The sequence below is a fragment of the Gordonia otitidis NBRC 100426 genome, assembly GCF_000248075.1.
Lineage (GTDB): Bacteria > Actinomycetota > Actinomycetes > Mycobacteriales > Mycobacteriaceae > Gordonia > Gordonia otitidis.
The window spans coordinates 1-20339 of the sequence record NZ_BAFB01000196.1; the positions used below are offsets into that span (position 1 = coordinate 1).

17 protein-coding genes are annotated in these 20339 nt (G+C 65.5%); 7 read left to right on the forward strand and 10 right to left on the reverse strand.

The window, feature by feature from the left end; all coding sequences use genetic code 11:
• The first annotated feature begins 12 nt into the window (after positions 1-12).
• The gene (locus tag GOOTI_RS19310; RefSeq protein WP_083835960.1) at positions 13-1176 is read left to right on the forward strand and encodes an arginine deiminase; all 1164 of its coding nucleotides are present in this window, start codon (positions 13-15) and stop codon (positions 1174-1176) included.
• A 27-nt stretch (positions 1177-1203) separates the two neighbouring features.
• Here the strand turns inward: GOOTI_RS19310 and GOOTI_RS19315 are convergent, their stop codons facing one another.
• The 5 genes from GOOTI_RS19315 to GOOTI_RS19335 form a co-directional block, all read right to left on the reverse strand.
• On the reverse strand, positions 1204-2421 hold the full coding sequence (locus tag GOOTI_RS19315) for a lipase family protein (protein ID WP_039994387.1): 1218 nt from the start codon (positions 2419-2421) through the stop codon (positions 1204-1206).
• Between the two features lie 121 nt (positions 2422-2542).
• Positions 2543-3211, reverse strand: coding sequence for a hypothetical protein (locus tag GOOTI_RS19320; protein ID WP_007240290.1), 669 nt, complete (start codon positions 3209-3211; stop codon positions 2543-2545).
• Between the two features lie 5 nt (positions 3212-3216).
• Positions 3217-5763, reverse strand: a complete 2547-nt coding sequence (locus tag GOOTI_RS19325; protein WP_007240291.1) for an ATP-dependent Clp protease ATP-binding subunit — start codon at positions 5761-5763, stop codon at positions 3217-3219.
• 267 nt (positions 5764-6030) lie between these two features.
• On the reverse strand, positions 6031-7536 hold the full coding sequence (glpK, locus tag GOOTI_RS19330; RefSeq protein ID WP_007240292.1) for a glycerol kinase GlpK: 1506 nt from the start codon (positions 7534-7536) through the stop codon (positions 6031-6033).
• Positions 7533-8291 carry an IclR family transcriptional regulator gene (locus GOOTI_RS19335; RefSeq protein ID WP_007240293.1) on the reverse strand — a complete coding sequence of 253 codons (759 nt, stop codon included), beginning with the start codon at positions 8289-8291 and terminating at the stop codon, positions 7533-7535. The genes glpK (GOOTI_RS19330) and GOOTI_RS19335 overlap by 4 nt, the downstream gene beginning before the upstream one ends.
• A gap of 210 nt (positions 8292-8501) precedes the next feature.
• Here GOOTI_RS19335 and GOOTI_RS19340 point away from each other — a divergent pair, with 210 nt between their 5' ends.
• On the forward strand, positions 8502-9347 hold the full coding sequence (locus GOOTI_RS19340; protein WP_007240294.1) for an MIP/aquaporin family protein: 846 nt from the start codon (positions 8502-8504) through the stop codon (positions 9345-9347).
• Between the two features lie 66 nt (positions 9348-9413).
• The gene (gene glpK, locus GOOTI_RS19345; RefSeq protein ID WP_007240295.1) at positions 9414-10931 is read left to right on the forward strand and encodes a glycerol kinase GlpK; all 1518 of its coding nucleotides are present in this window, start codon (positions 9414-9416) and stop codon (positions 10929-10931) included.
• A gap of 28 nt (positions 10932-10959) precedes the next feature.
• Here glpK (GOOTI_RS19345) and GOOTI_RS19350 read toward each other — a convergent pair whose 3' ends face one another.
• Entirely contained in the window at positions 10960-11943 is a 984-nt protein-coding gene (locus GOOTI_RS19350; protein ID WP_007240296.1) for a sugar-binding transcriptional regulator, read from the reverse strand.
• Between the two features lie 85 nt (positions 11944-12028).
• Between GOOTI_RS19350 and GOOTI_RS19355 the strand changes: the two genes are divergently transcribed.
• On the forward strand, positions 12029-13756 hold the full coding sequence (locus GOOTI_RS19355) for a glycerol-3-phosphate dehydrogenase/oxidase (protein ID WP_007240297.1): 1728 nt from the start codon (positions 12029-12031) through the stop codon (positions 13754-13756).
• A 93-nt stretch (positions 13757-13849) separates the two neighbouring features.
• Here the strand turns inward: GOOTI_RS19355 and GOOTI_RS19360 are convergent, their stop codons facing one another.
• The gene (locus GOOTI_RS19360) at positions 13850-14704 is read right to left on the reverse strand and encodes a DMT family transporter (RefSeq protein ID WP_007240298.1); all 855 of its coding nucleotides are present in this window, start codon (positions 14702-14704) and stop codon (positions 13850-13852) included.
• A gap of 414 nt (positions 14705-15118) precedes the next feature.
• On the opposite strand from GOOTI_RS19360, the gene GOOTI_RS19365 reads away from it, so the two are divergent.
• Positions 15119-15406: a GIY-YIG nuclease family protein gene (locus GOOTI_RS19365; protein ID WP_007240299.1), complete on the forward strand. Its 288-nt coding sequence runs from the start codon at positions 15119-15121 to the stop codon at positions 15404-15406.
• 171 nt (positions 15407-15577) lie between these two features.
• Here the strand turns inward: GOOTI_RS19365 and GOOTI_RS19370 are convergent, their stop codons facing one another.
• From GOOTI_RS19370 to GOOTI_RS19380, 3 genes are read right to left on the reverse strand one after another with little or no spacing between them, the layout of a single operon-like run.
• A complete protein-coding gene (locus GOOTI_RS19370; RefSeq protein ID WP_007240300.1) occupies positions 15578-16492 on the reverse strand; it encodes a DMT family transporter in 915 nt (304 codons plus the stop codon).
• Positions 16493-16552: 60 nt separating this feature from the next.
• A complete protein-coding gene (gene serS, locus GOOTI_RS19375; protein ID WP_039994385.1) occupies positions 16553-17824 on the reverse strand; it encodes a serine--tRNA ligase in 1272 nt (423 codons plus the stop codon).
• 56 nt (positions 17825-17880) lie between these two features.
• Positions 17881-18276 carry an ankyrin repeat domain-containing protein gene (locus GOOTI_RS19380; protein WP_039994390.1) on the reverse strand — a complete coding sequence of 132 codons (396 nt, stop codon included), beginning with the start codon at positions 18274-18276 and terminating at the stop codon, positions 17881-17883.
• Between the two features lie 64 nt (positions 18277-18340).
• Here GOOTI_RS19380 and GOOTI_RS19385 point away from each other — a divergent pair, with 64 nt between their 5' ends.
• Both GOOTI_RS19385 and GOOTI_RS19390 read left to right on the forward strand, forming a co-directional pair.
• On the forward strand, positions 18341-19705 hold the full coding sequence (locus tag GOOTI_RS19385) for a septum formation family protein (RefSeq protein ID WP_007240303.1): 1365 nt from the start codon (positions 18341-18343) through the stop codon (positions 19703-19705).
• A gap of 15 nt (positions 19706-19720) precedes the next feature.
• Positions 19721-20071 carry a metallopeptidase family protein gene (locus tag GOOTI_RS19390; RefSeq protein ID WP_007240304.1) on the forward strand — a complete coding sequence of 117 codons (351 nt, stop codon included), beginning with the start codon at positions 19721-19723 and terminating at the stop codon, positions 20069-20071.
• Positions 20072-20339: the final 268 nt, after the last annotated feature.

Consider the following 20339-nt stretch of genomic DNA (forward strand, 5'->3'; position numbering starts at 1 on the left):
CTGGTCTCGCACATGGAGCGTCTGACACCCTCCAACGCGGACGAACTGCTCTTCGACGACGTGCTCTGGGTGCAGAACGCCAAGCGCGACCACTTCGACTTCATCACCAAGATGCGTGACCGAGGCGTCGACGTCGTCGAACTGCACAATGCACTGACCGAGACGATGGACATCCCGGAAGCACGGACGTGGCTGCTCGACCGAAAGATCGTCGCCAACGAAACCGGGATCGGGTTGATCGGTGCCACACGTCAGTTCCTCGACGAGCTCCCGTCCCGGGAGTTGGCACAGTTCCTGATCGGGGGACTGTCCACCGTCGACCTGCCGATCGAGCTGCGACCGAAGTACGTGGCCCTCGTCGACGAGGCCAACGGGCGCGGTGAGTACCTGATGCCTCCGCTGCCCAACACCCTTTACACCCGCGACACCACCTGCTGGATCTACGGCGGAGTCACCCTGAACCCGCTCTTCTGGCCGGCCCGCCACGACGAGACACTACTGATGAAGGCTGTCTATCAGTTCCACCCGGACTTCGTCGGCGCGACAGTCTGGTGGGGTGACCCCGAACTCTCTTGGGGCGCAGCGACAATCGAGGGCGGGGATGTTCTCGTACCGGGCGACGGTGTGGTTCTCATCGGCATGAGTGAGCGCACTTCACGGCAGGCGGTCACGCAGGTCGCGCTCGAACTGTTCGCCAGCGGCGCGGCGCACAAGGTCGTCGTCGCGGGCATGCCCAAGCTGCGTTCTGCCATGCATCTCGACACCGTGTTCACCTTCGCCGATCGCGATCTGGTGTCGGTGTATCCACGCATCGTCGACGCCATCCGGCCGTTCACACTGCTTCCCTCCGACAGCGAGCCCGGTGTCGAGGTGATCGCCGAGTCCGATCACTTCCTCAAGGTGGTGCAGCAGGCGCTCGGCCTCGACGGCCTGCGCGTGGTGGAGGCAGGTGGCAGCGCCTACGATTCCGAACGACAGCAGTGGGACAGCGGCAACAACCTCGTGGCCGTCGAACCCGGCGTCGTGTTCGCCTACGACCGCAACACCTATACGAACGGGCTGCTACGCAAGCAGGGCGTCGAGGTCATCACGATCGTCGGCGCCGAACTCGGACGCGGACGCGGCGGCGGCCATTGCATGACCTGCCCCCTGATCCGCGACCCGCTTCCGTCGTGACCCGCGGCTGGTCAGTCGGCGTGCCGCTCAGCAGCCGCTCGCGGGTCGCCCGGCGAAGCGGTCGTTGAGATAGGCCAGCGCGTCACCGGTCCACGGCACGAGGGCTTCGGCGTGCGTGAGTCCGTGATAGACGTGCACCGTGGTCGGTAGTCCACGCGCGCAATAGGTGTGGGCCAATCCGACCACGTCAGCGGTGAGCATCACGCCGTCACCGCGACCGTCGGCGTCACCGACCCCGAGCATCATCGGTGCCCGCGGTGTGCCGACGGTACCCATCACGTTCTTGCTCATCGCAGCCCGAATGCCTGGCACGTCCAGCAGCGACGGATACCGGGGCAACAGCAGGGACGAATCCGTGAGGTTGGGATACTTACCCAGGAAGTTGTTGATGCACTCGCCACGGATATCCGAAAGAACCTGGGTGCCCTTGGGTGACAGGAATTTCTCGATACCGAGATCGTAGGTTTCGTCGTACACGCTCATCAGCGCCGGTATGACCGCAGACCACCGCGGGGCGCCGTTCACGTAGGCCAGGTTGTTGCGGGGGTTCACCAACACCCCACCGGCCGTTGCACCGATCAGATTCAGTTCTGGCGCATACGTCGGCGCCAGTTCTGCCCCGAAGCCGGTGGGGATGGAGCCGCCCGAGTAGCCGTACAGGCCGACGGGCGTCGACGCGGATATGCGCAGGAACCGTTGAGCCGCGCGGATTCCGTCGAGCGCCGCGTGCGCCGATTCCTTGCCGATCGTCCACCTCAGATCGGGGCCCTCGTAATCGGGAACCACGACGGTGTAACCCGCGGCCACCATGGTCGCGATCATCGTCGTGTCGACGGCGCCTGCAGACGACCTGCCGCCCCGCAAGGTGTACGACGGATCGCACTGGCTGCCGAGCGCGTCGTAGAACTCGTGGTAGGAGATCATGCGTCGCGGGGTGCCGCGCTTTGCGCCAGGTGGCGAGATGATCGTGGTGACCGTCGACGACGGTGCTCCGAAGGCGTCGGTGGTGCGGTAGAGCAGCTGGGTTCCGGTGGCGGGGAGACTCGTCCCGTTCGTACCGAGCGTCACAACCCGCGAGCCGATCACCGCGCCGGGCGCCAACCCGCCGATCGGAACTCGCGGCGTGTAGAACGGATCGTCGGTTGGCAGAACGCGTGGCGCCGCAGCCGGGCTCGGTGGTATCGACTGTGCCGGAGGGGCCGCGGACGACACGCCGGCCGATACACCGAACAGCGCCACACACATGGCGATGACGCCGAACGCGACCCGCAGGCCCCCCGACCGATGAGTCACATCTGCTCTGCGCACCCGCTCAAACTAGACCAGCGCTCTACCGCACGCAGGGCATTGTCCCGAAACCGTCCCGTCAGACCGCTCCTCCGCGCGTCACCTCGAGGGCCCGCTGCTCGATGTCGGAGTCCGTCGCAGCCGACAGATCGATGGCTGCCACACCCAGAATGTGGCTGTAGACCGACTCATCATGCTCGGCGAGCCACTTCGTGAACTGCTCAGCCACATCGGCTTTACCCTTGCCGTGCCCGAGCAGCACGAAAGATCTGTCGCCGAGATCGAGCTTGATAGACCCGGAGAGCTCCTTGAAGAAGGTGTCGAGTTCCTTCTCGTCGTCTTTTCCGGTCGCACGTTCGACCGAACGCAGGTGCCGCGCCACCGGCCGCTTGTCGCGCACCTTCTCGCTGGAGTCGGTCACCTTCGCCTCGTCGAGATCGAAGGTCAGTATGCGACCACCCTTGGCGTCGACGGTCACCACCGCGAGCGAACCGTCGCCCTGGTCCTTCGGGGTCGCGGCGAGGAGATGGCGAGCACGCTCGATGTCCTCGATCGAGACACGCCCGTTGTGCGGCCGGTGGAAGACCTCACGATGCCCGTTGAGCGACACCGACAAACGGTCCCCGTGTTCCTGCTCGACGTCGTCGGCGACGTCCTCCCACATGTTGATGAACTGCGTCCACTCGATGTCGCGGGGCGCCGGGTGTCCGAGGATGGCGTCGCGGGTCTTGCGGTTGTGTGCATTCACGTGTGTCAGTTCTCCTGAGCTGCAGCCGATGCGGCGTGCCGTGGGGAGTCGGTCGGCGCCTCGGCCAGTTCGTCCGCAGGTTTCTGTGCTGCCGTGTCCTTCTCGACCGACAGCGTCAGTCTCGGCTCCCCCGCGTCGACGACGACGGTGTCACCCGGCTCGACGGCCCCCTTCAGGACGAGGTTCGACAGTTCGTTGTCGAGCTGTTTCTGGATCAGGCGGCGCAACGGACGAGCGCCGAACTCCGGCTCGTATCCTTCTTCGGCGAGTTGGTCCTTCGCCGCGTCGGTGACCTCGAGAGCGATGCTCTGCGACTTGAGCATACGGCGCGTCCCGTCGAGGGTGAGGTCGACGATCTGCCGCAGTTGTGTCTTGTCGAGTCGATCGAACACGACGGTCTCGTCGATGCGGTTGAGGAATTCGGGGCGGAACCGTTGGCGCAGCAGATCCATCACGTCGGGGACGACCTTCTCGACATCACCATCCGGCGCGTTGAGGATGAGGTCGGAACCGATGTTGCTCGTCATGATCACCAGCGTGTTCTTGAAATCGACGGTGCGACCCTGGCCGTCGGTCACCCGACCGTCGTCGAGCAGTTGCAGCAGGACGTTGAACACATCCGGGTGCGCCTTCTCGATCTCGTCGAAGAGGATCACCGAATATGGCTGGCGACGAACCTTGTCGGTGAGCTGCCCTGCGTCCTCGTACCCGACATATCCGGGAGGAGCGCCGACGAGCCGCGCCACGTTGTGCTTCTCCTGGAACTCGCTCATGTCGAAGCGGATCATGCGGTCCTCGTCGCCGAAGACCGCTGCGGCGAGTGCCTTGGCGAGTTCGGTCTTGCCGACACCGGTCGGTCCGAGGAACAGGAAAGATCCGATGGGCCGGTTGGGATCGGAGAGTCCTGCCCTGGCCCGACGGACCGCCTCGGCGACCGCGGTGACCGCCTTGTCCTGTCCGATCACCCTGTCATGCAGGGTGTTCTCCAGTCCCAGGAGCTTCTCGCGTTCCTCGGTTGTCAACTCCGACACAGGAATTCCGGTCTGACGCGACACCACCTCCGCGATGTCCATGACGGTCACCTCGGGAGTGGGTGACTGACCTTCCGCGCCCGCGTCGGCGCGCTTCTCGTCGATTTCGCTCTTGAGTTGATTCGCCCGCTCGTAATCCTCATTGGCGACGGCCGATTCCTTCTCGCGTTCGAGTCGTGCGATCTCCTCTTGGAATTCACGCGTCTGTGGGTCAGGAGTCTTGGTGCGTAACCGAACTCGCGCGCCGGCCTGGTCGATCACGTCGATCGCCTTGTCCGGCATGAACCTGTCGGTCACGTATCGATCCGTCAGTTCCGCCGCGGCAACGAGGGCTTCCTTGGTGTAACGAACCTGGTGATGCTCCTCGTAGACGTCGGCGAGGCCTTCGAGGATCTGAATGGTGTCGTCGACCGATGGCTCGGAGATCATCACCGGTTGGAATCGACGTTCAAGTGCCGCGTCCTTCTCGATGTACTTGCGGTATTCGTCGATCGTGGTCGCGCCGATGGTGTGTAGTTCGCCCCGGGCGAGTGCGGGTTTGAGCATGTTGCCCGCATCCATCGAGCCCTCGCCGCCCGAACCCGCTCCGACGATTGTGTGCAACTCGTCGATGAACAGGACGAGCTCATCGGAATGCTCACGCACCTCGTCGAGCACCTTCGTCAATCGTTCCTCGAACTCACCGCGATACTTGGCGCCCGCGACCATCGAACTCATGTCCAGCGCGATGACGCGGCGGCCTGCGAGCGTCGACGGTACGTCGCCGTTGACGATTCGCTGCGCAAGGCCTTCGACGATGGCCGTCTTGCCGACGCCGGGGTCGCCGATGAGCACCGGGTTGTTCTTGCGACGTCGGGAGAGGATCTCGATGGTTTCCTCGATCTCGTCGTTGCGCCCGACCACGGGGTCGACGTTGCCCTCCCTGGCCTCCTCGGTCAGGTCACGTCCGTATTCGTCGAGCGTCGGTGTGTCGGTCTGGGCGGGCTTGGCGGCCTCGGTCTTGCGCCCCTCGTCGATACCCGCGCCGCCCTTCAGCAACCTGGCGGCAGGAATGTCGGACGGCAGCATCGCGATGCCGAGCAGCACGTGCTCGGGTCCCACGTAGCCGACGTTGGCGCGCGCGGCCTGCTGTTGGGCATTGCGTAACGCCTGCCTCGACGCGGGGCTCAGGCCGGGGCTGTCGTCACCCGATGCGGAGGCTCCTGAGTCGACTCCGGAGATCGCCTGCATCTGGGAGGCGACCGTGTCGGGATCGAGCCCGGTCTGTTCGATGATCGAACGTGACGGCTCCACCTGCGTCGCGCCATACAGGAGATGTTCCGGCGTGATCTCCGCGTTTCCCCACTCGACGGCTGCCTGTGCTGCCGTCGACACCAGGCGTTTGGTGTCGTCACTGAACAACCGGTTGACGTCTACGCGCTGCACCTGCGGGCGGCTACCGCTGCTGCCGAAGAATCGGTTGAAGATGTCGCCGAAGGCGTCATTGCTGAAAGGGTCGCTACCGAACCATGACTCGGACAAGGTTTCCTCATTTCACTTGAGCACGCGCAGTTTTCCTGTGGCCATGCGGGCATTGTCGAGGGCGGCGATGACAGGAGCGCGACATCACCGACGCCAGAACAACTCAACTTCCGGGACGTCGCTCGTCTGTCCCGGTCACGCGAAGAGGAACCTCTCTTTCGACCGTAGCCGCTATGCCGAAGGTTCGCCACGAGATCTGCAATGCGCTCGACACCAACGCATATCAATCCGATCTCGACAGTGGTCGATGGCCGAGGGACTCACACCTCAGACGTCGGCAAGCGCTCGACGCACCGCCGACTGCCATCCGGCAGCCTCACGACGTCTGCGCTGCGGGTCCATCGACGGAGCCCACGATGCGGCCAGGTGCCGGTTGTCGCGCAGTGAGTCCAGATCGTCCCAGTATCCGACCGCGAGCCCAGCCGCGTAGGCCGCACCGAGCGAGACTGTTTCGGACACGAACGGCCTGACCACGGGAACGTCGAGAACGTCCGCGACGTGCTGCATGAGCAGGTTGTTGGCCGTCATTCCACCGTCGACCGCCAAACGCTGCAGTTCGATCCCGGCGACGTCGCGCATCGCCTCGACGACGTCTGCGGTCTGCCACGCAGTGGCCTCGAGGACGGCGCGGGCGAGGTGCCCCTTGGTGACGTACGACGTCAGCCCGGTGACGATTCCGCGGGCCTCCGAATTCCAGTGCGGCGCATACAAACCCGAGAAAGCGGGCACGACGTAACAGCCGCCGTTGTCGTCGACGGTCCGGGCGAGTGTCTCGATCTCCGGCGCCGAGTCGATCAGGCCGAGCTGGTCACGACACCATCCCACCAGCGATCCGGTCACGGCGATCGGCCCCTCCAGTGCGTACACAGGCGCCTGGCCGGGAAGGCTGTAGGCGATGGTCGGAACGAGACCGCGCGCCGACGGAACGATCGAGGTTCCCACATTCATCAACACGAAAGCGCCTGTGCCATAGGTGCATTTGACATCACCAGGGTCGAAGCACGTCTGTCCGAACAGTGCCGACTGCTGGTCACCGAGCGCACTACCGATCGGTACACCGGGAAGCACTCGAACACACTTGGCATACACCTCACTGCTTGCGACGACCCTGGGCATCATCGGCTCGGGGATGTCGAGGAGACGAAGCATCCGTGAACTCCAGTCACGGCGTCGCAGATCGAGGAGCAGGGTGCGGCTCGCATTGGTGACGTCGGTGATGTGGATACCGCCCTTCGGCCCCCCGGTCAGATTCCAGATCAGCCACGTCTCCAGGGTCCCGAACAGCACTTCACCGTGCTGGGCTGCGGCCTCCGCACCCCCGATGTTGTCGAGAAGCCACCGCAGACGCGGTGCGGCGAAGTAGGTCGCGGGGTCGAGTCCGGTCACATCGCGGATCTCACTCGCGTGCTCCCCGAGTTGGTCGACCATCGGCCCGGTACGCGTGTCCTGCCAGGTGATCGCGGGTGCAAGCGGGCGGCCGGTGCGGCGGTCCCAGATCACCGTCGTCTCACGCTGGTTCGCGACACCGAGGGCCGCGACGTCGGAAGGCGTACGTCCCGCGAGAGCCAATGCCTTGGGAACGACCTTCTGCACGTTGACCCACAACTCGTGAGCATTCTGTTCCACCCAACCGGGACGCGGGAACGACTGCTTCTGTTCGAGTTGTGCGATCGACACCATCCGCCCGTGCCGATCGAACAGCATGCACCGCGACGAGGTCGTGCCGACGTCGATGGACGCGACCACAGCTCCGTCGTCCGACGACCTGCTCACCGATGAACCCCCAGTTCACGGTCTATCGAAGTGGCGGCCTGGCGCATCTGATCGATGACCTGATTGCGTGGCAACGAACCCGACCGGAAGACCGACGACGGCGGTCCCACGACCACGAGCGCCCCGATCTCACCCGGCCGACGCCCGTGCAGGGGTACCGCTGCGGCGGCGGTGCCGTGTTCGTACTCACCGTGTTCGATGGCGAGTCCGGTCTGTCGCACGGTGGCGATCTCTGCAGTGAGGTCGGTGCGTGACACGACGGTCTCGGACGTGAACCTGTCGAGGATCATGTTGCGCAGCAGCCTGTCCCGATCCTGGGAGTAGGCCAGCAGCAGCTTCCCGCCCGCCGAGGCATGCAGTGGCAGTCGCTCACCGACCCGCATCCGCTGCGGCGAGTCGTCCGGCCGGAAAACATGGTGCACCACCTCTGCTGCGTCGACGTTGAGCACCTCCAGCCAGACCTGCATGTCCAGCATCGACGCCAAGGTGTCGCACCAGCCCATCGCCGCCGACCGCAGCACGTTGCCGTCGAGAACCGATGCGCCGCCGCTGTGGCGGACACCCGGCGCGTACGAGCCGTCCCCCTCCTGATCGACATAGCCGATGTGTGCCAGTGTGCTGAGGATTCCGTGCACGGTTGCCTTCGGCAGAGCCAGTTCAGCTGCGATCTCGCGCAGGGAGAGAGACCGAGGACTGCGCTCGAGCAGGTCGAGCACGGCTGCAGCACGCTGTATCGACTGGATCGGTCCCGGCACCCTGACCTCCTCCCATGAGGTGCGACATTGCTCGTCTCGGCCGACTCTACGGTGCGCTACACCTGCTGCAATCAAGAATGGCCGACGTTCGTTCGACATTGTCGAACGGTAATCATTGATCTGGGTCACACTTGCGCCCTAGTTTTTCCTCCATCCGGCAGTCACCGACAACACATCGCGACATCGGGCCGGTCACAAAGGAGTGAAACCATGACGAAGAAAATCCCGCTGGTGGGTGAACTCTCCGCCGAATGCCTTGGCACGATGATCCTCATCCTGTTCGGCTGCGGAGTTGTCGCCCAGGTGATCGGTGGCGGATTCCCCAAATCGCTCGGAGCAGGCGACCACAATTCGATCGCCTTCGCGTGGGGCTTCGGCGTCGCCCTCGCGGTGTACGTCGCCGGACGCCTCAGCGGCGCCCACCTCAACCCCGCGGTCACGATCGCACTCGCGGTCTTCAAGGGATTCGACCGGCGCAAGGTGCTTCCGTTCATCGGCGCACAGATGGTCGGCGCGTTCATCGGCGCATTGATCGTCCGATTCGCCTACGCCGACCAGATCAGGGCAATCGATCCCGACCACACCAAGGCCACGCAGGGCATCTTCTCCACGTCCCCGGGCGCCGGCGTGTCGATGACCACGGCGTTCATCGACCAGGTGATCGGCACCGCCATCCTGGTGGCCGTCATCTTCGCCCTGACCAACGCGGTCAACAATCCACCGCTCGGCAACATGGCGCCGCTCATCATCGGCATCCTCGTCGTCGCGATCGGCATGGCATGGGGCACCAATGCCGGCTACGCCATCAACCCGGCCCGCGACTTCGGACCTCGCCTCGCCTCGCTGCTGACCGGCTACGGCGACGCGATGTTCTCGGCGAACGGTCCCGAACTCTACTTCTGGGTGCCCATCGTGGCCCCCATCATCGGCGGACTGCTCGGCGGCGCGATCTTCGTCTTCGGTATCGAGCGCTTCCTGCCGTCGGAGTCCGACGACAGCCAGGAGATCGGAGTCAGCGAACCGACTGAGTCCGAGCACGTCGGCGCGAGACACTGACTTCACACACATTCACCGATCCCAACCCACTCGCGTCCGTGGACGCACACAGAACGAGAGATACCCATGCCAGAATTCGTCGGTTCCGTCGACCAGGGAACCACCAGCACACGCTTCATGATCTTCGACCATTCCGGAAACGAGGTGGCACGCCACCAACTCGAGCACGAGCAAATCCTGCCCCGCGCGGGCTGGGTCGAGCACAATCCCGTCGAGATCTGGGAGCGCACCTCGGCGGTCATCCAGACCGCACTGGGCAAAGCCGGTTTGGCGTCGTCGGACCTCGCAGCGCTCGGCATCACCAACCAGCGCGAGACCAGCGTCGTCTGGGATCGACGAACGGGACGTCCGTACTACAACGCGATCGTCTGGCAGGACACCCGTACCGACAAGATCGCCAGCGCACTCGAACGCAACGGGCACGGTGACACGATCCGCCACAAGGCCGGACTACCGCCCGCCACCTACTTCGCAGGCGGCAAGATCCAGTGGATTCTGGAGAACGTGCCCGGTGTCCGCGAGGCGGCCGAACGCGGTGACGCCATCTTCGGCACCACCGACACCTGGCTCACCTGGCATCTGACCGGCGGATATCGCGGCGGCGAGCACGTCACAGACGTCACCAACGCCAGCCGCACCATGCTGATGAATCTCGAGACCCTCGACTGGGACGACGAATTGCTGGCGCTCTTCAACATTCCGCGAGCGATGCTCCCCGACATCCTCCCGTCGTCGAGTCCGAAGGCATTCGGCGTCACGGAGTCGACGGGTCCGCTCGCCGGCGAGGTTCCGATCACCGGCGTGCTCGGCGATCAGCAGGCGGCAACCGTCGGTCAGGTGTGCTTCGCCCCGGGCGAAGCCAAGAACACTTACGGCACAGGCAATTTCATGCTGCTCAACACCGGCACCGACATCGTCCGATCCAAGTCGGGACTACTCACCACCGTCGCCTACCAGCTCGGCGACGAGAAGCCCGTCTACGCGCTCGAAGGATCGATCGCGGTCACCGGGTCTGCGGTGCAGTGGCTGCGCGACCAGCTCGGAATCATCAGTGGTGCATCGCAATCGGAAGCCCTCGCACGTCAGGTCGAGGACAACGGCGGCGTCTACTTCGTGCCCGCGTTCTCCGGTCTGTTCGCACCCTACTGGCGCTCGGATGCGCGCGGTGCGATCGTCGGGTTGTCGCGGTTCAACACCAACGCACACCTCGCACGGGCAACGCTCGAGTCGATCTGCTACCAGACGCGCGACGTCACCGAGGCGATGGTCGCCGATTCCGGTGTCTCCCTTGATGTCCTCAAGGTCGACGGCGGTGTGACCGCCAACGAGCTGTGCATGCAGATCCAGGCCGACGTCCTCGGCGTACCGGTCAGCCGCCCGGTCGTCGCAGAGACGACGGCGCTCGGCGCCGCCTACGCCGCCGGTCTGGCCGTGGGATTCTGGGACAACACCGACGAGCTACGGGAGAACTGGAACGAAGCGCGCCGGTGGACCCCCGAGTGGGACGACAAGCAGCGCGAGTCGGGCTACAAGCAGTGGCGCAAAGCGGTTGAGCGCACCCTCGACTGGGTGGATGTGGACTGACGACATGACTGCGTCCGGCTGCCATCACTCACCCGCGCTCAGCGTTGCGGTGGATGAGCAGCCGGGCAAGGTTCTCGTCCAGCACGATGTCGGTGATGAGGCCCGCGGCGAACGCTCCCTCGGTCGCCGCGGCCTTCGACTCTCCCGACACGACACAGATCCGGCGCGGGACCGCACGGATCACGTCGAGGTCCGGTCCGGACGACCGCTTGTTCAACTCGATTCCGGAGTCGCTGCCGTCGTGACGGAAGAACACGGTCGCGACATCGCCGACGACCGCCTCGGCACGCAACGAGTCGAAGTCGTCCGGCTCGAGGTAGCCACCGGTGTAGACGTGGCTCGGCACGTCGGCGGTAGGGGCGCCGAGACCGAAGAGCACGACATCCATCGACCGCTGGACGTCGAGGACCCTCCTCGTGCTCCGCTCGCGCCAGAGTGCGACCTTGGTGTTCGGGTCGTCGAAGAAGGCAGGCACCGGAAACTGTTCGACGCGAGCCGAATAGGCGGTGGCAAAGCGGCGCAGGATCTCGCTGGCGTAGTCGATTCCGGAACTCGTGGGATTGCCCGCGCCGTTGAGTTGCACGATCTGGGTGTTCCACAACTCCTTGGGCACGACGTGTCTGCTGACCACGCTGACCGTTGCACCCCACGCGACACCGAGCGTCGTGTTGGCGTCGAGCGCCCTGCCGAGCACGCGAGCGGCCTCCTGTCCTACCCTTTCGAGACGGTCTGCATCGGACATCTGCGCGGTCGTCGGCACGACGGAGGCGGTCACACCGAATCGTCGCCCGAACTCGTCGGCGACCTCACCCGTGCGTCCCGCGGGGGCATGGATGTGAATGTCGACGAGACCGCTCGCCCGCGCGAAGCTCAACAGTCGCGAGACCGACGAGCGCGACATACCCAACTCACGTCCGATCGCGGCCATGTCGAGATCCTGCATGTAATACAGGTGCGCCGCGCGTACCGCGAGTGCGGTGCGCTTCGGATCACCCTCCGTGAGTCGTTCCACCCCACACGTTCTACCAGCAGAATCCACCACTGCACATACGTGCAGATCTATTGCGCTTATGTGCACGAGTCGACAGGATGACATCATGACCGAAAATCCCAACAAGATCGCTCCATTGCGGCCCGGCGTCGCGGCGCTCACCGAGCGCCCGTCGGCGCAGGTCCTGATCATCGGTGGCGGCATCAATGGCATCTCCACTTTCCGCGACCTGGCCCTGCAGGGCGTCGACGTCGTTCTCGTCGAGCGCAACGACTGGGTCAGCGGCGCATCGTCGGCGTCGAGCCACATGATCCACGGCGGTATCCGCTACCTCGAGAACGGCGAGTTCCGACTCGTCCGTGAATCGGTGCACGAGCGTAACGGCCTGCTCGAGATCGCGCCGCACTACGTCAAGCCGCTCGAGACGACGGTCCCGATCTTCTCGACGTTCAGCGGAATCCTCAACGCGCCGCGTCGTTTCCTCACCCACAACACCGGAAAGCCGAACGAGCGCGGCGCCGCGCTGATCAAGGCCGGGCTGGTGATGTACGACGCCTTCTCCGGCGCGGGTAAGCGTCGCGTACCGCGGCACAAGTTCCGTGTGGGCAACAAGGCCCGTGCCGACATGCCGCGCATGAACTCCGGAATTCGTTACACTGCAACGTACTTCGACGCATCGGTGCACGATCCCGAACGACTTGCACTCGACGTCCTCAAGGACGGTCTGGCCACCGGTCCACATGCGCGGGCAACCAACCACGTCGAGGCCGTGGCCATCCGCGACGGCGAGGTCGTGCTGGCCGACCGCGTCAGCGGTGAGCAGTTCACCGTCTCGGCCGAGGTCATCGTCAATGCGAGCGGCCCGTGGACCGACCTCACCAACGACGCACTCGGCGGCGACACCCGATACATGGGCGGCACCAAGGGATCCCACATCGTGCTCGATCATCCGGATCTGGTTGCCGCGACGCGCGGACGAGAGATCTTCTTCGAGCACTCCGACGGTCGCATCGTGTTGATCTACCCGCTCAAGGATCGGGTCCTGGTGGGCACCACCGACATCGACGCCGATCCCAGCCGGCCGACACACTGCACCGACGAGGAGATCGACTACTTCTTCGATCTCATCAAGCACGTGTTCCCCGACATCGCGGTGTCGCGTGACGACATCGTGTACTCCTTCTCCGGTATCCGGCCGCTGCCGCGCCACGACGACACGACGCCGGGCTTCGTCTCGCGTGACTACAACGTCGAAAGCACACAGCTGCCCGGGGTCTCGGTGCCGGTGCTCAGCCTGGTTGGCGGCAAGTGGACCACGTTCCGCGCCCTCGGCGAGCAGCTGTCCGACCGGATCATGGAGCTACTCGGCGCGGCCCGTCAGGTCTCCACTGTCGGCCTGCCCATCGGTGGCGGTCGCGACTACCCGACCACGGATGCGCAGCGTCGAGCTTGGGTGGCCAGCCGCCGCGGCGACGTCCCGGCCGACCGTGCCGAGGTGCTCCTCACCCGCTACGGCACCCGCGCCAGCGACGTGATCGACGCGATCTCCGCCGGACCCGACGCACCGCTGCCCGCCAGCGGGCTGTCGACGGCCGAGTTGCGGTACATGATCGAGGTCGAGCAAGCGGTCCACATCAGCGACATCTTGTTGCGCCGTACGGATCTGGCCTTCGTCGGCGGTGTGAGCGGCGCAGTGCTCAGCGAGCTCGGTGATGCGATGGCGCAGATCTGCGGCTGGGACGGCCAGCAGCGCGCAGCCGAGATCGAGGCCGCTGTCGACACGTTGCGCGACGATCACCGCGTCGAGGTGACGACGACCACCGCGACCGTCTGAGCGGCCCGGGTACAGATACCCGATCTGTGCACATTCACCTTCGGCACCGTCGAAGGTGAATGTGCACAGACGAGGTGGTTCCGTCTCGAAAGGTCAGCCCGCGGACTCCGTCACTTCGACGGCCGACGACGTCGCAACGACGACCGCGCCGATGACCGCGGCGACGAAGGCGAGCACCGTGACCACTCCCCATCCCGCGCGCGTCGTGTCGCCGAGAAGCGCGATGCCCAGCGCACCGGGTATCACGGTCTCGCCCACCACGATCGACGCGGCGGCTGCGCTGACCGCGCCCGTCTGCAGCGCGACGGTGAACAGGTAGAAGCCGCCGACGCCGCAGATCACGACGGCGTACAGGGCAGGGTCGGTGAGCATCGCACCCGGATCGAAGGGGTCGAGTCCGTCCAGGACGCGGATCGCGACGGCCATCAGCCCGAACAACGCACCTCCACCGAGACCCGCAACGACCGCGACCCCTTTGTGGATCACGCGGGTCACAGCGGTGATCAGAACGAACAGTCCGATGCCGACGACGAGCAGCACCCAGTGAAGCCATTCGCGGTCACGGTGCCCCTCGTCACCGGCGCCGAGCCCGAGAACGACGAGCGCCACCACGACGACGATCACCGCGGTCCACTCCCGACGACTCAACCGCGCATCGAGGACGATGGTGGCGAGTACGGCCGTGACCACCAGGTTCGCACTGACGATCGGTTGAGCCAGGAACAACGGTATGAGTCTGTCCGCGACGAGGTTCCCGGCAAACCCGAGCCCGTCGAGTGCCAGACCGGTGAGAAACGAGACGGTCAGCATCGCTGTGACGGTCGAACGCAACGTCGGCGCCGCGCCTGCCGACTGGTCGTCGACGCTCTGCGCGCCGCGCGCCTGCAGCACCGAGGCCGTACCGTACGCGAACGCCGCCAGTACCGCCGCGACGATGCCGATCACCATGGGAACAGTATTCAGCACTGTTCCGCCAGCCGAGCCGACTGACCCACCCCGCACACCAACCGCTGGTTGAGCCGGCCCTCGAGTAACAACCGCTGGTTGAGCCGGCCCCGAGCGCAGCGAGGCGCCGAGTCGAAGCCACCCCGCACACCAACCGCTGGTTGAGTCGGCCCACGAGTAACAACCGCTGGTTAAGCCGGCCCGCGAGTAACAACCGCTGGTTGAGCCGGCCCCGAGCGCAGCGAGGCGCCGAGTCGAAGCCACCCCGCACGCCAGCCGCTGGTTGAGCCGGCCCCGAGCGCAGCGAGGCGCCGAGTCGAAGCCACCCCCAACACCCAACACCGCGGACCCGCATTCACGCCGGTGCCTGTGGATAGATGCCTCGTGTTCTGTCCGGAACACTGGGTAAACATAGGAATGTCCGGTTTCATGTACATCTTGGAATGCGCTGACGGCAGCTACTACGTCGGAAGCACTCGCGACGTCGAGAAGCGCGTCGACCAACACAACAGCGGTAAGGGCGCGGAGTACACCAGCCGTAGAAGGCCCGTCCGTCTGGTGTACTGCGCCGAGTTCGCCACGATCGCCGAGGCCTACGCGTTCGAGAAGCGTGTGCACGGATGGTCGCGGGCCAAGCGTCGTGCATTGATCGACGGGAACTTCGATGCGCTGCGTGCGTACTCACGGCGCGGATATCGGCAGTGATGTGGTTGCTCGCTGGCTGGTTTCGACACGGCAACTCGCTTGCGCTCGCGCCGGCTCAACCAGCGGGGCCAAGTGAGCTGGCCGGTTCAACCAGCGGGGCCAAGTGAGCCGGCCGACTCAACCAGCGGGGCCAAGTGAGCCGGCCGGCTCAACCAGCCGGGCTCGGTGCGCTCAGCCGCCGTGCCCGTACCCCGCGGGCAGATTCACCGACTCGGCCTTCTCGACGGCCGTAACGGCCCCCGACGACGCCAGGATCACGCCGCCCACCACCGCGGCGACGAAGGCGACGATCGCTGCCGGGCCCCAGCCGGATCGCGTGACGTCACCGAGAAAGATGATGCCGACGGCGCCGGGGAGTACCGTCTGGCCGACGACCAGCGCAGCGGCCGCGCCGTTGACCGAACCCGTCTGCAACGCAACGGTGAACAGGTAGAACCCACCGATCCCACTGATCAGGAGGGCATAGAGCGCGGGGTCGGTGAACAGCACACCGAGATCCAACGGCGACACCCCGGTCAGAACACGCGACGCCACAGCCATCACTCCGAAGATGGCACCGGCGATCAAACCGGCGAACGCTGCGATCCGACGCTTGAGCACACGCGCTCCGGCGATACCGATCACGATCAACAGTGGGCCCGCCACGAGCACTGCCCAACTCATCCAGGCGTCGTAGTCGTTGCCCTCACGGCCCGCCGAGATCGCCAACAGGACCAGCGACATGATGACGACCGCACCCGAAACCCATTCTCGCCAGGTGAGACTCACCTTCAACACGATCGCGGCCAGCACCGCGGTCGCGACCATCCGCGCGGAGATGATGGTCTGCGAGAGGAAGAGCGGGATCAGACGTGCAGACACAATGGTCGCGACGAAACCGACGATGTCGAACACGAAGCCGACGAGGAACGGCACCGTCAGCATCGTCGCAGCGGTCGAGCGCAGCGTCGGATGTGGTGTGGTCGACCGGAGTTCGTCACGGTGTTCGGCGCGTTGCGCCACACGCTCGGCACCGAGGGCCTGCAGGACCGATGCCGCAGCGAACGAGAGTGCACCGATCACCGCGATGACGATTCCGAGTGTCATCCGACCACCCGGCCCCATCGCGTAACGATCTCAGGCCCACCACGCGTCATACGACGGACGCTACTGAGTCTTGAGCGCGTGGGGCTTGAGCACGTCGGTGCCGACGTACCGCGCAAGTTCTTCGGGCAACACAACCGAACCGTCGGCCTGCTGATGATTCTCCAGGATCGCGACGATCCATCGTGTGGTCGCCAGCGTCCCGTTCAGGGTCGCAGCCACTTGCGGCTTTCCCGCCTCGTCGCGATAACGAATGGAGAGGCGTCGGGCCTGGAATGTCGTGCAATTCGACGTCGAGGTCAGCTCACGGTAGGTCTGCTGCGTGGGAACCCATGCCTCACAATCGAATTTGCGAGCGGCCGACGATCCCAGGTCGCCGCCGGCGACGTCGATGACCCGATACGGGACGTCGATCGCGGCGAGCATCTCCTTCTCCCAACCGAGCAGTTTCTGGTGCTCAGCCGCGGCATCCTCGGGTTTGCAGTAGACGAAGCCCTCGACCTTGTCGAACTGGTGCACGCGGATGATGCCGCGGGTGTCCTTGCCGTAGCTGCCGGCCTCGCGTCGGAAACACGTCGACCATCCGGCGTAGCGCTTCGGTCCGTCGGAGAGGTCGATGATCTCGTCCATGTGGTAGCCGGCGAGCGGTACCTCAGACGTTCCGACCAGGTAGAGGTCGTCGTCCTTGTCGAGGTGGTAGACCTCGTCGGCGTGCGCACCGAGGAAGCCTGTGCCGCCCATGACCTCCGGCCGGACCAGCACCGGCGGGATCATCAACGTGAACCCGTTGGCCGTGGCCTTCTGCGCGGCCATCGTGAGCAGGCCCAGCTGCAGCATCGCACCCTGACCGGTGAGGAAGTAGAACCGCGAACCCGACACCTTGGCGCCGCGCTCCATGTCGATCAGCCCGAGGGATTCGCCGAGTTCGAGATGATCTCGAGGATTCTCGATCTCGCGCGGCTGCCCGACGTGTTCGAGGACCACGTAGTCGTCCTCGCCACCGGGAGGCGCCCCCTCGACGATGTTGGAGATCGCGCGTTGCGCATTCGACGCCGCGTCGTCGGCCTCGTTCTGGCGGGCGACAGCGGACTTCACCTGTTCGGCGAGTTCCTTGCCCTTGGCAAGCAATGCGGCCTTCTCGTCGCCCGACGCCTTGCCGACCTGCTTGCCCAACGCCTTCTGCTCCGAGCGCAGCGAATCGGCTTCGACGATGGCGGATCGACGCGCGGTGTCGGCGTCGAGCAGGACGTCGACGAGGCCGGGGTCTTCACCGCGGACGCGTTGCGAGGCACGGACGAGGTCGGGGTCGTCGCGGACGATCTTGAGGTCGATCACGCCTGTCAACGATACTGGAGCGCCGATCGGTCGGATCGTCGGACGCTGTCAGGGGGCTACTGCCAGTACTCCAGGTAGTCGGCCCTGCCGAACATCGACGCGGCGTCGTGTGCACTCGGTGTTCCCGCACGCGGATCCGCGCCAGCTGCGACGAGCGCGGTGACGACGTCGTCGAATCCCTTGAACACCGCACCCGCGAGGGGCGTCTGGCCCTTGTCGTTCGCGAGGTCGACGTCGGCGCCGTGTTCTATCAGCGTCGCGACCGACGCCGCATCGCCGTGATAGGCCGCGAGCATCAGCAGCGAATCACCAGCCTGATTCCGCAGGTCAACCGGCACTCCAGCGTCGAGGTAGGCGGCCAGCGTCGCGGCATCCCCGGCGCGCGCCATGTCGAAGAGTCGACCAGCCAGTTCTTCGAGGTCAGCGCTCGGCTGTGCGTCGTTCTCATTCACCTTGTCGAGTCTAGGCAGAGGTATCGGCTCACCGGGACCGGCGAAAAGTGCATGATGGATGCCGATGAACGACGATCCTGACAAGGTGTCCGACGCCGACGAGAGGCCCGAGTCCGCGGCGGCCGGCAAGACACCCGACGTCGCCGGAGCCGAGAGCACGACCGATGACACCGCGCACACCACGGATGAGCGCGAGGGCGTCGACCTCGGCGGCAACCCTGCCGGTAACGACTCTGCGGACTTCCGCTCTGTGGACTCCTGCCCTGCGGGCTCCGACTCTGTGGACTCCGGCTCTGTGGACTCCTTCCCTGCGGGCTCCGACTCTGCGGACGACGCCGGGGCGCGCTCGCGGCGTCGCGGCGTGAGTGGCACGCTTGCGGCGAACCCGATGCGGGTGGTGCTGGCCGCGGTGGTGATCGGTGCGCTCGTCGCCGGCGGTATCGCGTTCACGCTCGGCGTCTTCACCGACAACGGAAACGTCGGTACGACTGACATCGGCGAGAACGAGAGACTCACCGAGAACGCCTTCACGCGGTCGGTCGCGGGCGACTGTCTCGATTGGCCCGACGGCCAGCCCGGCCAGCCGTCGAAGGTGGGGTGCGACCAACCGCACCGCTTCGAAGTCGCAGGTCCCCTCAATACGGCGGTACTGCCGGGCTCGGAGTTCGGCGACTCGGCCGCGTGGCCGGGGGCCGAACGGTTCGCGGCGATCCGCGACGAGCAGTGCCCGGTCATCGTCGACGACTATCTGCAGGGCAAGCTCGATCCGCAGGGCCGCTATTCCGTCGGAATGATGTACCCGTCACAAGCGCAGTGGGACAAGGGCGCTCGTGAGCTACGGTGCGGTCTGCAGCAGACCGGCAAGGGCGGTCAGCCTGAGCAGGTGACCGGGCGCGTCCTCGACAACGATCAGTCGTTCTCCTGGCCCCCCGGCACGTGCATCGGGATCGACCAACAAACCCGACGGCCCACCGTGCCCGCCACTGTCGTGGGTTGCAGCGAACCACACGCTTTCCAGACGACGGGCATCGTCGACCTGTCGGCACGCTTCGGGAACCGTACGTCGGGCAAGCCCTGGCCGGAGATCGCCGACCAGAACAAGTTTCTCGCGGGGATCTGCCCCGGCCAGGCGCAGCGGTTTCTCGGTGGCAAGGAGAAACTCGACGCCACGACGCTGAACACGCAGTGGTCGGTGATCAGCGAGCCGAGCTGGCTCGCCGGCAGCCGAAAGGTGGTCTGCTACATCGGGCTGCCTGATCGCGGCGGATTCGCGACGTTGGTCGGCGACGCGCGCCAGACGCTTCTGATCAACGGCAAGCTCCCGGTACCGCCTCCGCAGGCACCGCCCGGCCGCGTACTACCAACCCCGGTGCCGCTGCCGCCCGGCATCCAACCGAACCCCGAAGAGGTTCCGGCCCCCGCCGGCTGATCAGGAGACGCACCCATGCCCGTCGCCATGTCCGACGACGAGTTCGAGGGTTTGGTGTCCGACGCCCTCGACACCATCCCCAAGGAACTGACCGACGCCATCGACAACGTGGTGATCCTCGTCGAGCCGAACAATCCCGAGTCCCCGAACATCCTCGGGCTGTACTCCGGCGTCGCGCTCACGAGCAGGGACCACGACTACGGCGGCTTCCTTCCCGACACCATCACGATCTACCGCGAGCCGATTCTCGGCATGTGCCACACCAGGGAGCAGGTGGTGCACGAGGTCGCGGTCACGGTGATCCACGAGATCGCCCACCACTTCGGCATCGACGACGCCTGGCTGCACGCCCACGGCTGGGGCTGAGGGGCGTCGGGGTTTCGCACGCGGCGGGCGCTGGCTTTCTGCGCGCCGGCCGAGGCTCTTCCCCTAGTTTCTGCCCGTTGGCGGTGCTTTTCCTCTAGTTTCTGCCCGGCGCCCGGGGCCTTCCCCTAGTTGTGCGCGCTTCCCCGAGAAACAACCCGCGGAAACGCACAAAACCCGCGGAACAGATCCTTCCCCGACTTTCTGCACGCAGGCCGGACCCTTCCCTGGGTTCCTGCACGTCGGCCGGACCCTTCCCCGGGTTTCTGCA

What these genes read in the sequence shown, in the direction of transcription:
- GOOTI_RS19310 (WP_083835960.1), top strand. Translation starts at nt 13, where the DNA reads ATGGAGCGTCTGACACCCTCCAACGCGGACGAACTGCTCTTCGACGAC.
- GOOTI_RS19340 (WP_007240294.1), top strand. Translation starts at nt 8,502, where the DNA reads ATGACGAAGAAAATCCCGCTGGTGGGTGAACTCTCCGCCGAATGCCTT.
- GOOTI_RS19360 (WP_007240298.1), bottom strand. Translation starts at nt 14,704, where the DNA reads ATGGTGATCGGCATCGTCGCGGCGGTACTGGCGGCGTTCGCGTACGGT.
- glpK (WP_007240295.1), top strand. Translation starts at nt 9,414, where the DNA reads ATGCCAGAATTCGTCGGTTCCGTCGACCAGGGAACCACCAGCACACGC.
- GOOTI_RS19365 (WP_007240299.1), top strand. Translation starts at nt 15,119, where the DNA reads ATGTCCGGTTTCATGTACATCTTGGAATGCGCTGACGGCAGCTACTAC.
- GOOTI_RS19315 (WP_039994387.1), bottom strand. Translation starts at nt 2,421, where the DNA reads ATGTGTGTGGCGCTGTTCGGTGTATCGGCCGGCGTGTCGTCCGCGGCC.
- GOOTI_RS19390 (WP_007240304.1), top strand. Translation starts at nt 19,721, where the DNA reads ATGCCCGTCGCCATGTCCGACGACGAGTTCGAGGGTTTGGTGTCCGAC.
- GOOTI_RS19370 (WP_007240300.1), bottom strand. Translation starts at nt 16,492, where the DNA reads ATGACACTCGGAATCGTCATCGCGGTGATCGGTGCACTCTCGTTCGCT.
- GOOTI_RS19355 (WP_007240297.1), top strand. Translation starts at nt 12,029, where the DNA reads ATGACCGAAAATCCCAACAAGATCGCTCCATTGCGGCCCGGCGTCGCG.
- GOOTI_RS19385 (WP_007240303.1), top strand. Translation starts at nt 18,341, where the DNA reads ATGAACGACGATCCTGACAAGGTGTCCGACGCCGACGAGAGGCCCGAG.